Source organism: Legionella stuttgartensis, from assembly GCF_977063405.2.
The window spans coordinates 295,529-311,497 of the sequence record NZ_CDRUHA020000071.1 but is presented as its reverse complement, the minus strand read 5'-3'; the positions used below and the strand labels follow the sequence as shown (position 1 = coordinate 311,497).

The window sequence follows — 15,969 nt, the reverse complement described above, 5'->3', positions numbered from 1 at the left end:
TTGATGAAATTATTTAATTTGCTTGTTATAAGCTCAGTCGCAGTTCTGTTGAGTGGGTGTGAACTGTTAAATCCTCCCCAACGCGGGAAAGATCCTGAGTATGCACCTACATATCCTACAACCCCCGATCCAAAGGAGTTGAGGAAAGAGTCTGGTGCTATTTATAGTGCTGAAACTGCGTTACCTCTGTTTGAAACACCAAGAGCGAGACATCCTGGTGATATCATTACAGTATTCTTAGTTGAAAGTACTAACGCATCCAAAAATGCGACATTACAACAGATGAAAACTGATACAAACGTAATTAAAAATAAACTCTTTTTAGGAAGGCCAATCTCTTTTGGTAGTGGATACAGTATGGACTTTGATTTGAACAACCAGCGACAGTTCAATGGTTCGGCACAAGCGGTACAGAATAATAAGTTGGCGGGAAGTATTTCGGTCACCGTATCTGAAGTGTTGGCAAATGGAAATATGTTAGTTCAGGGTGAAAAATGGGTTAAAATCGATCAAGGCGAGGAGTATGTACGTGTTTCTGGAATTATTCGACCCCAGGATGTTCGTGCAGATAATTCCATAACCTCAGATCGTTTGGCCAATGCGCGTATTGCTTATGGCGGTACAGGACAAGTGAACAATACGAATGCTCAAGGATGGCTGGCGCGCTTTATGTGGGGACCATTGTTCCCAACCTAATCTGATTGATCATCTGATACGATGGAGTTCAGAAAATATTAGATGATCAACTTTGATTTACCCGTTAGAGCAAAAGACGAAGATAGGATTTGCATTTAATAAGAGTTCTTAATTTAAGGAATCGTAATGCGGCGATTGCTGATAATTACATGGATGTTGATAATAAACCTGATGTCAAATCACGTTTATGCGGAACGTATTAAAGATATTGCAACCCTTGCTGGTGTTCGCACGAACCAGTTGATTGGTTATGGTTTGATTGTTGGCTTAAACGGTACAGGAGATAAAACAGGGACTCGGTATACTGAAGATACTTTTGCAAACATGCTTACCCAATTAGGTGTCAACATACAACCAGGAACCAAACTTAATTCAAAAAACATGGCAGCAGTCATGGTGACCGCGAGCTTGTCTTCCTTTATGAAAAAGGGACAAGCTATGGATGTCAATATTTCGTCGATTGGTGACTCGAAAAGTTTATTAGGTGGAACTTTGTTAATGACTCCATTAAAAGGAGCCGATGGGCGAGTCTATGCAATAGCCCAAGGAAATGTGATCGTATCTGGTGTGAGTGCAGCGGGGAGTGATGGCTCAAGCGTTACGGTAAATGTTCCTAGCGGAGGAAGAATTCCTAATGGTGCAACAATTGAGGCGGATATTCCTAATCCTTTTTATTTTACCAAAGAATTAACCTTTAACTTACATTCGCCCGATTTTACAACTGCAAAACGTATGAGCGATGCCATTAATGAAATGATGGGACCAGGAACTGCCAGAGCTTTGGATGCTGCATCAGTAGTGGTTACTGCACCCCCAAAAATGTCGCAGCGAGTGGATTATGTTTCAGTGCTGGAAAATATAGAATTCAAGCCTGCTGAGGCAATCGCTAAAATTATTATTAATGCACGTACAGGAACTGTAGTTATTTCGTCCAATGTGGTTGTTAAATCCGCCGCGGTCTCACATGGTAATTTGGTGGTTAGTGTGACGGAAACCCCTGTGATAAGCCAACCTAATGCTTTTGCAAATGGACGGACAGTTTCAACACAACAATCACAGGTATCCATTGATCAGAAAAATAATCATGCTTTTGTCCTGCCACCCGGAGTAACATTAAAGGATATTGTTAGAGGTATTAATGCTGTGGGCGCAACACCAGCTGATGTGATTGCAATACTTGAAGCACTACAACAAGCCGGTGCGTTAAATGCTACGTTAATCGTGATATAAGAGGGTGACATATCAGGACTTATGCAAGATTTCGATCTGTTCGTAAGTCATGAAGATGAAAGGATTTGATCCATCAAGATAAAGGATAAATATGACGGTACAAGGGATTGCAACCAGTGATTTCAATGCATTAAATGAACTAAAAGTTCAAGCTCAAAATAATGCGAAAGAAGCACTACCTGAGGCAGCGAAGCAATTTGAAGGAATATTTCTACAGTCTATGTTGAAAAGCATGCGTATGGGGCAGCATTTTCTTGAAGAGTCTAGTCCATTTAGAGGTAAAGACCGGGAAACCTTCCAAGACATGTTGGATGCTCAATATGCAAGTACTATTGCAAACTCCAAGAGTATTGGTTTGGCGGACATGCTTGCACGACAAATGGAGCATAATTTGCCTACAACCGAACAACCAGTAAAAATGACACCTGCTAAAATAGAGAATCCTTCTTCGTTACCTGCAACCCCTGCTACTCAAGTACAACCAGATGCGCCAACAACTACTATTGATGAGTTCGTTAAATCAATTTGGCCCCAAGCAAAACAAGCTGCATCAGCTATTGGTTTAGATCCTAAAATATTGATTGCACAGGCTGCATTGGAAACAGGATGGGGGAAATTTGTTACCAAAGATATTGATGGCAGTAGCAGTAACAATTTATTTAACATTAAATCGGGGAATAGTGAACTTGATGCTGTACAGGTTAAAACAACAGAATATATCGCAGATACTCCAATTAAGGTAAACGCATCATTTAGGAAATATTCATCAACGGAACATAGTTTTAATGATTATATCTCTTTAATCAAAGATAATGAGCGTTATCAAAATGCGTTGGCCAGTACTGGAAACCCTGAGCTGTATGTCAATGAATTACATAAAGCAGGGTATGCGACTGATCCTAAGTATGGTGCGAAGATTTTATCAATTTATCATGGCGAGGAATTAAACCAGGCTATCCAACGCTGTGAATTATCGGAGCAAGTTTGAAAAATATTGCACTAAGAATGATGTTGAATTAAGTATATAAACTATTAAATGAGAAGTTGTAGGGCATTTGAATATGGGGCAGGGAGTGCGTCAAAGCCATAAAGGAAGGATTTTTGTCATTCCCGCGAAGGCGGGAATCTATTCTTAAATTGGCACCGCGCCTTCCTAGAAATGGGTTCCCGTCCTCGGGAACGACAGTTTTTCCTTAACTTAATAGCAGTGGGGGAGTGAGTAACCATGTCAATACTAAGTATTGCTTATTCAGGAATGAGTGCTTTTCAAAACGCATTGAGCGTTACTGGAAATAATATTGCAAATGTCAAAACTCGTGGTTATTCAAGACAGAGTATCCAATTCACTCCAACCCCATCGCGGAGCTTTGCGGGCTCTTTTATAGGCACTGGGGTCGCTGTCAACAATGTTTATCGCAACGTCGATCAATTTGCTAATGCGCAAGTGAGAAGTACATTAAGCATTAAATCCCAATACGATACGTTTTATCAGCAAGCCCTGCAAATTAATAAATTACTTTCTCAAGATGGTAGTAGTCTATCTTCATCACTACAGTCTTTTTTTGACTCGTTAGGTCAGCTAAATAATGCCCCAGACAGTGTCGCATCACGAAATGTTGCCATGAGTCAAAGCCAATTGTTAGCAAGTCAGTTTTTATTCCTACAGCAAAATCTTGATCAATATCAAGAAAACTCAACGTCGCAGATCAAGGAAATAGCAGGTAAAATCAATCAAATAACTGCCAATCTTGCCGCAGTAAACGAACAGATAATGAACTCACCAAACTCACCTGAGTTGTTGGATCAACGAGATGAATTACTTAAACAATTGTCTGAATTCTCCGATTTAACTGTAATTGAACAAGACAATGGGATGGTAAATGTGGGTATTGGCAGTGGTCAAATGTTGGTCATTGGAACGACTCAAAGAGCTTTGTCTGTGAGTTATGATCAACTTACAGCGCAGGGGACCCATATTACGTTGGATTCAGGTGCAGGACAAACTGATATTACGAATCAATTAGTCAGTGGAACCTTAGGTGGTTTATTGAATTATGAAAGAAATATTCTGTCTAAGTCCAGTCAAATAATTGGACAAATGGCGATTGGATTGGCACAGACATTCAATGCTCAAAATCGCTTGGGTATGGATTTGAATAATCAATTGGGACAGAATATTTTTACGGATTACAACAGCCAAGCGTTACAATTAAATCGTTCAGTTGCAGCAGCAACAAATGCTGGGTCTGGGGTGTTGTCAGTGAATATTACTGATATTTCACAAACAAAAATAAGTGATTACCAATTAGTTGTCACTGACGCAGTAACAAATCAGATAGCACTCATTCGTGATTCTGATGGTTCTGCCGTAACTTTAAATTGGAGCAGTAACCCACCAGCCCCCCCTGCGGGACAAATTGTAGTCGATGGAATGACTATTACTGTCGACAACATTGCTAATTTAGCTGATAACGATACTTTTACAATCATGCCAACACGTGGGGCTGCTGCGAATTTTTCTCTAATGATGAGTGATCCTCGTCAATTAGCCCTTGCCTCACCGGTACAAACTAGTGCCTCCATAAATAATACAGGGCAGGGAAAAATTGATTTAGGGGCTGTTTTAAATACCAGTGAGGTTACAAAACAATATACGATCGATTTTATTTCGCCAACCCAATTCAATTTGATTAACGTTACAGATGGTATTACAACTGGCCCAATCGCGTTTGTGCCAAATACAGACAATGTGATTCAGATTCCGGATAACATCAATCCGTCGTATTCCATTACATTATCTGGTGCCCCAAATACTGGTGATCAGTTTGCCGCTCAGTTTAACCAGGGAGGGTATGGTGACAACCGTAACGGTTTACTTTTAGCCGGGGTTCAACAACAAAATATTTTTTCTAATGGTAACGAAACGATTTTTGATGTTTATTCTGATTTACTTTCGGAAACAGGAAGCCAAACTAATGAGGCTAAAAATCGAGCGGATGCGTTTCAAGTTTTATATAAGCAATCGGTGGATTATCAAGAAAGTATAAGTGGCGTCAATCTGGATGAAGAGGCGGAAAATTTATTGCAATTCAAACAAGCTTATGAAGCTGCAGGAAAGCTAATGGAAATTGCCAATCAAATGATGGAACTACTTTTTGAAATTATGAGGTGATAAATGCGTATTTCGACGAATCAAATTTATCAGAATAGTCTGAATAGTTTATTGAATAAACAAGAACGAGTAGCGAAACTTCAAGAGCAACTCGACGAAAATTTTTTAAAGGTACGTTACTCATCAGACGATCCTATCGCTTTCGCGCAGATTGAACTCATGAATCAACGAATAAGTACCACGCAGCTTCTGCAAAAAAATCGTGAAAGTGCTGATAGTGCGTTGAGTATGGAGGAATCTATCTTAAATGATTGCACCATCAGTTTACAACGCTTGCGGGAAATCCAGGTTAAAGCCGGCAATGCAACATTATCAGAAAAGGATCGTAAAGCATTGGCAATTGAGGCAAATATTATTTTGAAAGAATTGCTGGACTATGCAAATACAAAAGATATTAATGGTGATTATATGTTCAGTGGTGGACAGACCACTACGCTGCCTTTTTCAGTCAATGCTTCGGGGCAATATGTATACAATGGTGATAGTACTCAACGTTTTCAGCTGGTGGCAAGTAGCCTACAAATGGCTATTAATGATCCTGGGGACGATCTTTTTATGCGTATACCCAATGGAAATGGCAGTTTTTCAATAAAGCAAACAGGGACGCCTAATACTGGAACTGCCTCATTAAATACGGGTTCAGTAACTACTCCTTCTGCGTATGTACCAGATAATTACACAATGAGTTTTGCATTGAATTCCCAGGGAAATTTGGTCGTCATGGTAAGTGGCTCAAGCAGTGGTAATGTAATTCCTCCTACGGGTTTACCTGATGATGCACCTTTATACCAAGAAGGGATGAGTATCAGCTTTAATGGAATGGAAATGGCCTTTTCGGGAGTGCCGAATGCCGGTGATTCTTTTACAATTACTCCATCTCAAAATGAATCGGTTTTTGCAACCATACAAGATATGATTAACAATTTAAATCAACCTTATTCAACTGCAACAGAAAAAGCAGCAGCCACAACTATAAATAATCAAATGTTGGCACAAATAGATAGTGCTTTGAGCACTATCCTAGATGCACGAGCAAATCTGGGAGCGCGTTTAAACCAGTTAGAACATGCCGAAACAGCAAATGCCGATTTAATTGAGCAAAGCAAAATTATTTTAAAGCGCTTGCAAGAAGTAGATCCTTTAGCCGCTGCAACGGAGTTCAAACAGGAATTGTACAATTTAGAAGTGGCACAGCAAAGTTTTGTGCTGATTCAGGGATTATCTATTTTCAATTTCATTTAATCTAAAACCATAGAATTGAATCGCAATTGATGTCATTCCCGCGAAGGCGGGAATCCATCTCACCAACAAAGTAAGGAATAATTTGATGGAGAGATTCCACCTGCGCAAAAGTAATCAATTTGCCCACTAATTATCCGAAAGATGACACAAAAAAGTGACAATACCTCCGATCGAGATGAAGTGTCCTCAGCTATTGTACATATACCTTAAGAAGAATTTGAATTAGGATTTACAGGGTGAGGTTTTCAACCAAAACTGAGCGATATCAATTCGTCTTGCTATCCAAACATCTTGATATTGAGTTACATGATCTAAAAACTGTTTTAGCATAAGGCATCGATCTGGCTTACCACTCAGACGTGGATGTAAGCCCACAGTCATAATTGCTAGGCGTTTTTCTTGATAAAGATAATGAAATGTATTCATTAATCGCGCATAAAACTCGTTAGCCTCTGAAAAACCAGGTGTTATGGTAAATCGAAAATCATTGCAATCAAGGGAGTAGGGAATTACTAAATGCTTTTCAATATAATAAGGTAATTCATCGGCATAGCTGTCTGAGTCATAGAGAAACCCTCCGAGTTCAAGTAATAATTCTCGAGTGTTTTCACTTCGCCGACCAGTGTACCATCCTTTAGGTTTGTGCCCTGTTAGTTTTTCTAGAGTTTCAACACATAAAAGAATATGTTTTTTTTCAATTCTTCTGGGAACATTGGTGTAGTTTATCCAACGCCATCCATGACCTGCCACTTCATGATCTTGTCTTGCCAGATAGTCGGCAAATAAAGGATTAAGTATCAATGCTTGTCCGGTAACAAAAAAAGTAAGTGGCATTTTATAATAATCAAATAAACGCAGTAGGCGCCATATCCCTACACGACTTCCATATTCATAAAACGATTCCATACTCAGATTTCGTTCTCCTTTGACTTTGGGCATAAAAGGGAAGTCTGCACCACTAATTTCCGCCTGTGCATCGCCATTGACAGGACTTAATTCGGCTCCTTCTTCATAATTTATTACAAAGTTGATGGCAACTTTTGCTTTATTGGGCCAAGAAATATTTTTTTCTTCAGGGCCATAACCTAATAAATCACGCATGTTTATCCTAGTTCGAACGTAGTAATACCATAAATACCTTCGATAGACAGTTTAGGTGTTCCTTTCAAATACATTCTTGCAGTCGCAAACACTTTGGACATCTTATATTTATTAACCAAATTAACGGCAAAAGGATTATTCTCGGGAATATCTAAAAAGACAATTTCTCCTTGAGCATATTCGACTAATTGTTCAAACAGTTTCTCAGCAATAGCAGGTGTGTTTGCGAATAGAGGGCCTATTTTATATCCCTCAAAACATTTTCTGATTACTCCATAACCTTTTAATTGCTTTTCCTGAACAAAACCGAGTGCTAAAGCAGTATTTTGTTTAATCCATTCTGAAAGAAATTTGGGTCTTGGTGCGGGAAAATAGTGATTGTCATATTGAATCAACTGTTCAAAGGGTACCGTGTTTAGATCTACCAAATTAGGATCACGTTTAGGGGTTAAACGGGTATGCTCTAAAGCATAGCGAGCATTGCTGTGCGCAAACTGATAACCTATTTGCGCATAGGTATTGACCATATTAAGCACCCCATCAATACCTGCATTGCGATCATCAACATATCTAAGACGGGCATTTGTTAACTCAATTCCATAACCCTGAGATCTGTATTTTTTATCAACGATATAAAGTCCACAAAAAGCAAAATGCTCGTCATAAACTACAGCGGAACCAACAGCAATAATTTGACCATTTAATTTACCCGCAAAGAACCCTTGTGGATCAGTTTGATAAAAACATTCTGCATCATTTAAGCCTGGATTCCATCCTTCTTTTCGTGCCCACTCTATAGCAATGGTAACTTCTTCTCGTGTCATTCGTGCAATATGATATTGAGGCATGATATCACTTCTATGAAGGTGTATATATTAAAGTAAATATCAAAGTAGCATCTAAAGCAAATAGCTAAGACTCTATTTTTACTAAAAAAACGTTGAATACTGTTTAATCGTTTTAATTTTCATTTTTGGGCGTAAGTCTTGTACTTACACACATTCCATGCGGAAAACTCTATTGTCTTTTTGTATCTCTTCGATGGATTTAGATAAAACAAAACAGTACGTAGAAATACTTAAAACCCATCAAAATGATCATATATTGCCCATGACGTGTTACGATCTGCATAAATAATATACAGTCGGGAGTAAATATATGTTTTTTTCAACATCAATACAACAGTTACCTAGTGAAATGATACTTTCTATTTTTAGAAAACTTCCTTTAAGAGCGGCTTGTGCTTTTTTATCCGTATCGAAAGATATGAATACGATTATAAAAGATAACAGCGTATGGAAAACTTTTGGTGTAAAAGATTTTAATGACTTTGTTACGCGAATGGAAAAGTTGCCTAAAGCATATCGGAAATTAATTTTAAGTAACCGATATCAATATAATTTATCTGAAGTAGAGGAAATTATTGCGATATTAAATTTATCAGATGTACGTGAACGCAATAATAAACTTAAAGCACATGATCGATTTAAAGCATTGCCAAAAGAATATTTTAAGACAATTTTGTCTAGGGACCATATTGCAGCACTTAAGGAGGGATTGATCATACCTGAAGATGCTGCTCTTATGAAAAATAATGATTATTTTTATACTTTATTCTTCAATGAAAATTGTTTTACCGCACTCAGAGAAAATTTAATCACGCCGTTACAAGCAGCTAAAATGCCGACATCAACTCATTTGTGCCTGATATGGGAGAAATTAGGCTTGGATGCATTGAGGGAGAAATTAATTACTCCTGAACAAGCAGCAACTATGCGAGATGGACAGTATTTTTTAACATTGCTAACTCAAAATGGACTCATTGCTCTTAGAGAAAAATTAATTACACTTGAGCAAGTGAATGCTATGCCGACATCAACTCATTTGTGCCTAATATCGAATAAATTAGGTTTGGATGCATTGAGGGAGAAATTAATTACGCCTGCACAAGCGGCAAAGATACCAGATGGAGGTTGTCTTTCTAGCCTTTTATCTAAAAAAGGCATTATTGCATTGAGAGAAGGATTAATCACACCCGAACAAGCAGCAAAGATACCATCAGACAGTAATTATTTCTCTAATCTTTTATCTAAAAACGGCCTTGTTGCATTAAGAGAAGGGTTAATCACACTCGAACAAGTAGCTAAGATGCCAAGTCCAAATCATCTTCTTTATCTTATAACTGATGGTTTTAATGCATTAAAAGAGGGACTGCTTATGCCGGAAGAGGTTGCTGCGATCAAAGACATAAATTATGCGATATGTTTTATAAGGAGTAAAGCGCAAGAATGCGAAGAAAATTATTCCAACAAGCTTAGAATAGGCGGTTAAAGAAATTGTTAATGTAAACACCTTTCTTGTTGTAGAAGCAGGAAAGGTTACCTATTAGGAACTGATGCATAACATACGAATAAAATGCTCATCGCAAATAGGTAAGCTTTTATTTTTATTAGATAAATTTTTAATAGCATTTAATCGTTACAATTTTCACTTTGGCCACTATATAAAGAGATACTAAATACTAAAAATTCCTGTATCATAATCCTCTTTAGTCTTTTTAAATATGTAAGGAAGCATTATGAATTTCAATATTAGGAATACTTTAGGCCCCTTATTTCTCATTCTTTCATGCCCTGTTTTTGTCATGTTGATGTGGTACACCAATACTCAGCTTCAAGGGTCCTTGTCTGCTTTGTGGGATTTAATGATTCAAAATGGTTTTTATCACACTGTATACACTGTATGGACACCTTATTTTTGGGGTTCGTCCATTGCCTGGAAAATTATTTTAATTTTTACTGTGTTTGAACTGGCTTTAATGCGTATTTTGCCAGGAAAAAAATTTGAAGGACCTATTACTCCCAAAGGGAATATCCCTGTTTACAAAGATAATGGTGTTTTAGCATTTATCGTCACCATGGCAACCTTTTGCATCGCATCGTTTGGCTTTAATTTATTCTCAGCCTCTATTCTTTATGACAATCTCGGGGCTCTTTTTGGCGCATTAAATTTGTTTAGTCTTATCCTCTGTGTTTTTTTGTATATTAAAGGACGATTTTTTCCTTCATCTACAGATTCAGGTATAACTAATAATATTTTGTTTGATTACTATTGGGGAACAGAACTTTATCCTCAAGTCCTGGGATGGAGTATTAAAAAATTTATTACATGCCGTTTTGGTATGATGAGTTGGGGGCTATTTCTTATTTCTTATTGCGCTAAGCAAGCAGAGCTAGGGGGATTATCCAACTCAATGTTAATTTCTGTATTATTACAATTCGTCTATCTGAGCAAATTTTATATGTGGGAAAAAGGCTATTTACGCTCTTTAGATATCATGCATGATCGTGCAGGTTTTTATATTTGCTGGGGTTGTATGGTATGGGTACCTTGCGTTTATACTTCTCCAAGTATGTATCTTGTGCTTCATCCAATTAACTTATCTTTTGTATGGGCAACCCTCATTTTGGGTTTGGGTTTAGCGAGTATTATTATTAATTATCTTGCTGACAAACAAAGACTTATTGCGCGGGCTACACAAGGTGAATGTAAAATTTGGGGTAAAAAGCCTGTAACGGTGTTGGCCAGTTATGAGACTACAGAAGGGGATAAAAAACAAACCATATTACTTGCTTCAGGGTGGTGGGGTATAGCGCGACATTTCCATTATATTCCAGAGCTTGCTGGTACATTTTTTTGGTCTGTACCTGCTTTATTTGACAATTTTGCACCGTACTTTTATCTTTGCTTTTTAACTGTTCTTTTATTTGATAGAGCATTTCGTGATGATAAGCGATGTTCTTCTAAATATGGCCATGATTGGAAAAAATATTGTGAATTGGTTCCTTATAAAATAGTTCCCCTTGTAATTTAATATATGAATTAAAAATTCATTTTTTGTCCAATACCTCCTGGATGCATGGTTTGGTGTTATCCAGGAGATCTTATGTAACAGAAAAGCTCATAAATTTATCAAATAAAATACAAATTTAACTCTAAATGAGGAGCGATAGGCTTTTTTATGTTTTATTTATTATTGGCGTTGGTTTTGTTCTGAAAATGTATCAGCTATATCAAAATGCTAATGCTGCAAAAATCACCTATCCTTCAGCAATCAGCTATCTTTCATTAATAAAAGATATCACCCTTTTAAGAACAAATCCTGCTCCAAAAAAACAACTACAAACGCGTTTTATGACAATTATTACCATTTAAAACTGGGGCTCGTTGTTGCCCTGGTCTTCGAATAGTAATGACGGAAATAATGGCGTTATTCCGCATGCTTGCAACCTATAAATTTGAACTTACGGCAGAAGAGCATCTGGAGTTACACTTTACTTATGAGACACCTCTACAAAGGAATGGTGGAATGGGGTTGCTAAAAATTAGACCTCGGAAGCAATTGGAATTACGTGAGTCTCCATCACTTTATGTGGAAAGCAGCGTTCATGGTCTTAATTTTTTTCCGGATACTCGGATTGTCAACGAGAAAATGAACACTCCATCTTCTTCTATATCGAATAGCGGAGTCTAGTTGTAGTCTGGGTGTCGTGTAGCGGAGGGGATACATCATCCCGTGAACGACGTCCCCTCATTCCGAACGCAGTGAGGGGGCTCCAGAGGATGGTTATGAGTAAAAATCTGGAGTTTCTTAGCCCTAAACTCCTCAAGATTACGTGGTGGGGTGAATGCCTCTTAGATATGTCTAAATCGCTAATTAAAAATTAGGAATTGAGGCATAACATGCCAATAAAATACCCCAGAGATGAATGTAATCACCAATTAATATATTTTTAAGATACCATTTGGGTAAACGTTCATTTCTTATATCGCTTTGTAGGTATTTGATGATGGGGACAAATGCGACAATAAAAAAAATCATGAAAACATGATAGATAAAAATGAGTTCCTGGGCATTACTGTATAAATAGGTTTTATATTGCATTTGCCAAGGAGTGATATAGATAATGGTGAATGAAAAGAAAAACACCTTAATAATACTGTTTAAATCAGTCATAAAAGGAAGTTTTTTTCGAGTAGCTACAATGTATTGTGCCGATGGATCCAGTGCATTAAATGAAATCGATTCAATAAGGGCACTTACCAAAAAAAATATAAAATAAATATAAATACTGATTGTCGTTAAGGAAGGCATGGTTTAAATTCGAGTCGAAGCGGCCAAAATAATAAAAACTTGCGTATTATTTTATCTTAATAATAACTTGAAGTCGAGGATACTTTATTTTTTGAAGAAAAACTTATCAATTGGAGGTTAAATAAAAAAAATAATTCGAGTCAAGACTGTTTTTTAACTTTTTATTTGCTAAGATAACCATGGCTAATTTGTTTTTTCATACCTCCATTCTTGTGGATATTTATTCAATCTCTTATTAAATTAAATTCGAGCAACTTAATATAGCCTTTGCTCTTGCTATCTTTTTTCTTTTTTAAATGCATTGTGTCCTTTAGAGTTATTCACATTTTCTGTGGATAAATCTGTTCATAGTCTGTCAAAGTCTTGTAAACTTTAAGGAATTCAATGATGCTGCATATGTTCCATTTTGCTCTTTAAAAATAATTGTTAATCAAATAAGAAGCGTAACCCCCCAGAGATAATGTATCTTAAAGAAGGTTACATTGTTTACTGTCGATTATGAGTTTTCAAGCCTCTATTTCAGATATAAATTAATTTGTTGAAAAGAGGCAAGTAAAAACAACAAAATTTAAATCACTTCCTGAACATGTAAATAAAACGCCCGTTGGCTCATTTGAATTTTCCGCTAATAATATTTTATGCATTAACTTCATTCCACCAGCGGAATAACAATTGTTCGATAAGCTGCTAAAAACATTACCAATGGTTTTAATTTGTCCAGAATGTTCATAAGCATCTTCGCATTGAGATGATTGGCCGGCAGGAGGAGAGAGGGCTTTTTCCGCATAGGCATTTTGATAAATTAAGGAAGAGATTATAAGCAGTCCATAAATAAATTTCATAAGAGCCTTCCATGTTAGATAATTTCTTTTATTATAGATTTGAATTTAAGAAAGTGGGAAATGTACCATTCTGAATTTAATGGGCTGCTTTATATTGGATTTATTCAAAGCCCTGTAACTTTTTGGGCTTTGAATAACAAAAATATATATTCTATCGAGGTGATTCGTTAGAGTATCTGACTGCCAAGATAAATACCTGCAGCAGCGGCGACACCTGTTGTAACTACCACTTTGGTAAAGAATCCACACCATGACTCAACAGTTTGCTCTTTTTTGAAATCCTGTTGTTCCACTTCTTTTGGTTGATGATGATTTTTAGATGATTGGTCTTTTAACTTCCCGCTAAGGAAAGGACATACATCGAACGATGTTTCGTCTTTCTTAGATTCTGTAGGCATTAAAGAATAATCCGGTAAATCAAAATGAATTCTGCTGGAAAGTTCGTTATATAGTGAAGGAGCTAGAGTTTGGATCACTACACTTAATCCTCCATTAATTCCTCTAGAGTGTGCTTTGCTCCCAGAAGTTTGTTCAAGTTGCTGTAATAGTTCACCAACATTGAATAATTCCTTAAGAGCAATTATGGCATCAGGATTTGAATCCATAGACTCACCGTTTTCTAATTGGTGAATGATCTTAATCAGATGCTTCGTACCAAGTTTCTCTCTAAGTTGAGCAATAATTTCCTCGCAGTAAGAAAATTGTAACCCTAAGATTGGTCCAGATTCATTACAGGGTAGGTGAGAAGCTTGTTCCCTAAGCTTTAAAAATAACTTATCATCATTCAACATCACTTTGAGTGCATGCACATTAGGATGTTCCTCTCCATAACGGACTGCATCACGCAAAAGTTGTTCGATGATCATTTGCTCTGTAACAAGAATCGCAATAGATAATAATGCAGCTGCATTTTTTGGATTCGTTAATTCAGGATTCGCCAGCTCTCCATTAATTCGCACATCGATTAATCCTTCATCTATTGAAAGCGGCTGTTCCTGATTTAAATGAAGCGCAGGGCTACCATTTCTTTTCTCTAAATCAAAAGCATAGATAACCGCTTTGAGTGTATTTTGATTTGCTGGATAGGAATTCGTTAATTGTTTTAATAAAGGATGTCTTACACTTTGTGCTAAGGTTGTTTTTAACGGTTGAATCATTTCAAATGCAAGATTTATAGTTAACAGATCCTCTACAATATCTTTTTCTTTTGCATCTTTTTGCATTTGTTCAAACACACGTTTTGTGACAGCGGCGTCCATTAGCTTTTCAGGATCAAAACCATATTCTGTCTCCAGAATTTCAAGAAGAATATCCATTGCATTAAATGAACGATTTTGGGTATGTAGGATATGCTCATTTCCTTTCATTAGACCAAGCATTAATAATTTTCCTTGGTCTTCTGGTAAACGTCGAAAACCACTTTTTGAGATTCGTATAACACGAATTATATCTTCAGCATATTCAGGCTGAACAAGCTTTTTATTATCCTCTTTAATGATCCATCCCATTGGCGCTTCCTGACCATTTACAGTAATTACAAAACCATTGTCTTGATAGGTGTGAGCATGTTCAGAATCTAGATTGATTTTAGTATTCGATGGAATTGGAGATGTTTCGATTACTCTACCAGATCGAGTTTTAACAATTTTTTTACCCTGTTCTGTGATAAGTTCAAACTCGCCTTTATCTATTTCTTGTGTAATGAGTTGATATTGTTGGGCATCCACACCTTGGGGATGACAAAGATAAAGAAATCCTTGTTTTGATAGATGGCTACTTAAATTGATTCCTGTTTGCCAGACTGAAAAATGAATGGTATCCCAAATTGATTCGCCACCACGAAAACCTTCAGTATTAGGATACTTAAGTGGTTGACTACGCTCATTTAGTATTTTTCCTTTCCCAACAATGTAATGACTCGATTGCTCTAAGAATTTCGTTTCTTGGGACACTGTTGATATTTCTTTTCCAAGACCAAATAAATCAAGTTGATTTTTCCCTTCGGCAGTATGCTCAGTCGAGTTTTCTTTATAGTGTTCTTCACAAACGGGCTCAACTAAAGCAGCAAACTGAGCTAAACTTAACTGCAATCGAATTGCTAAAGCCCCCATTTCGGAAAAATTCTTTCTTAATGCTTCCATTCCATGAACAGATGTATCATCATATTTAAATCGTGTGCCGGTATATTTAAGTGTAAAGCCTTTCATTGGGTCATGTTTCTGGAACATTCTTCACCTGATTATTATTCACTCTAAAAGGGTTTAAATTATACCGAAACAATCTTAACAAATTCTTAATTGGACTGTACTTAGGCTGCAATACATCAAGAAAAAGCAAAAATTCAATTTGTTTGCATGATGATCAAGATGAGAAAAATATGGATCATTTCCTAGTCTTAGTGTTACATACGTCACTTTATGCTTCTTTCGTACCAATCTTGGCTTGATAATAAAATTCAGTAAGAGTTTAATGATGATATCTCTATTTGGCCCGAATCGCTCAACTTTCTAAATGTGCTGATTTTATCTTAA

At 36.9% G+C, this 15,969-nt stretch carries 13 protein-coding genes; 8 read left to right on the top strand and 5 right to left on the bottom strand.

Features of this window, described 5'->3' with window-relative positions; translation table 11 throughout:
• The first annotated feature begins 3 nt into the window (after positions 1–3).
• The 5 genes from ACWTEW_RS26015 (at position 4) to flgL (ending at position 6,340) form a co-directional block, all read left to right on the top strand.
• Positions 4–696, top strand: a complete 693-nt coding sequence (locus tag ACWTEW_RS26015) for a flagellar basal body L-ring protein FlgH (RefSeq protein WP_454780996.1) — start codon at positions 4–6, stop codon at positions 694–696.
• 126 nt (positions 697–822) lie between these two features.
• Complete coding sequence (locus tag ACWTEW_RS26010) at positions 823–1,926, top strand: flagellar basal body P-ring protein FlgI (RefSeq protein WP_454780995.1); 1,104 nt, start codon at positions 823–825, stop codon at positions 1,924–1,926.
• 91 nt (positions 1,927–2,017) lie between these two features.
• Positions 2,018–2,914 carry a flagellar assembly peptidoglycan hydrolase FlgJ gene (gene flgJ, locus ACWTEW_RS26005; protein ID WP_454780994.1) on the top strand — a complete coding sequence of 299 codons (897 nt, stop codon included), beginning with the start codon at positions 2,018–2,020 and terminating at the stop codon, positions 2,912–2,914.
• Between the two features lie 237 nt (positions 2,915–3,151).
• On the top strand, positions 3,152–5,098 hold the full coding sequence (gene flgK, locus ACWTEW_RS26000) for a flagellar hook-associated protein FlgK (protein WP_454780993.1): 1,947 nt from the start codon (positions 3,152–3,154) through the stop codon (positions 5,096–5,098).
• A 3-nt stretch (positions 5,099–5,101) separates the two neighbouring features.
• Positions 5,102–6,340 carry a flagellar hook-associated protein FlgL gene (gene flgL, locus ACWTEW_RS25995; RefSeq protein WP_454780992.1) on the top strand — a complete coding sequence of 413 codons (1,239 nt, stop codon included), beginning with the start codon at positions 5,102–5,104 and terminating at the stop codon, positions 6,338–6,340.
• A gap of 222 nt (positions 6,341–6,562) precedes the next feature.
• Here the strand turns inward: flgL and ACWTEW_RS25990 are convergent, their stop codons facing one another.
• Together ACWTEW_RS25990 and ACWTEW_RS25985 are read right to left on the bottom strand one after the other, a co-directional pair.
• Positions 6,563–7,441, bottom strand: coding sequence for a polysaccharide deacetylase family protein (locus ACWTEW_RS25990; RefSeq protein ID WP_454780991.1), 879 nt, complete (start codon positions 7,439–7,441; stop codon positions 6,563–6,565).
• A gap of 2 nt (positions 7,442–7,443) precedes the next feature.
• On the bottom strand, positions 7,444–8,289 hold the full coding sequence (locus ACWTEW_RS25985) for a GNAT family N-acetyltransferase (protein WP_454780990.1): 846 nt from the start codon (positions 8,287–8,289) through the stop codon (positions 7,444–7,446).
• 310 nt (positions 8,290–8,599) lie between these two features.
• On the opposite strand from ACWTEW_RS25985, the gene ACWTEW_RS25980 reads away from it, so the two are divergent.
• The 3 genes from ACWTEW_RS25980 (at position 8,600) to ACWTEW_RS25970 (ending at position 11,975) form a co-directional block, all read left to right on the top strand.
• Complete coding sequence (locus ACWTEW_RS25980; RefSeq protein ID WP_454780989.1) at positions 8,600–9,772, top strand: F-box protein; 1,173 nt, start codon at positions 8,600–8,602, stop codon at positions 9,770–9,772.
• Positions 9,773–10,019: 247 nt separating this feature from the next.
• Positions 10,020–11,315 carry a phosphatidylethanolamine N-methyltransferase family domain-containing protein gene (locus tag ACWTEW_RS25975; protein ID WP_454780988.1) on the top strand — a complete coding sequence of 432 codons (1,296 nt, stop codon included), beginning with the start codon at positions 10,020–10,022 and terminating at the stop codon, positions 11,313–11,315.
• Between the two features lie 405 nt (positions 11,316–11,720).
• A complete protein-coding gene (locus ACWTEW_RS25970) occupies positions 11,721–11,975 on the top strand; it encodes a hypothetical protein (RefSeq protein ID WP_454780986.1) in 255 nt (84 codons plus the stop codon).
• A gap of 183 nt (positions 11,976–12,158) precedes the next feature.
• Here the strand turns inward: ACWTEW_RS25970 and ACWTEW_RS25965 are convergent, their stop codons facing one another.
• The 3 genes from ACWTEW_RS25965 to ceg17 form a co-directional block, all read right to left on the bottom strand.
• Positions 12,159–12,596 (bottom strand): hypothetical protein, encoded by a 438-nt coding sequence (locus ACWTEW_RS25965; protein ID WP_454780985.1) that lies wholly within the window; start codon positions 12,594–12,596, stop codon positions 12,159–12,161.
• Positions 12,597–13,126: 530 nt separating this feature from the next.
• Positions 13,127–13,438, bottom strand: a complete 312-nt coding sequence (locus ACWTEW_RS25960; RefSeq protein ID WP_454780984.1) for a hypothetical protein — start codon at positions 13,436–13,438, stop codon at positions 13,127–13,129.
• A 167-nt stretch (positions 13,439–13,605) separates the two neighbouring features.
• Entirely contained in the window at positions 13,606–15,666 is a 2,061-nt protein-coding gene (gene ceg17, locus ACWTEW_RS25955; protein WP_454780983.1) for a Dot/Icm T4SS effector Ceg17, read from the bottom strand.
• Between the last annotated feature and the right edge of the window lie 303 nt (positions 15,667–15,969).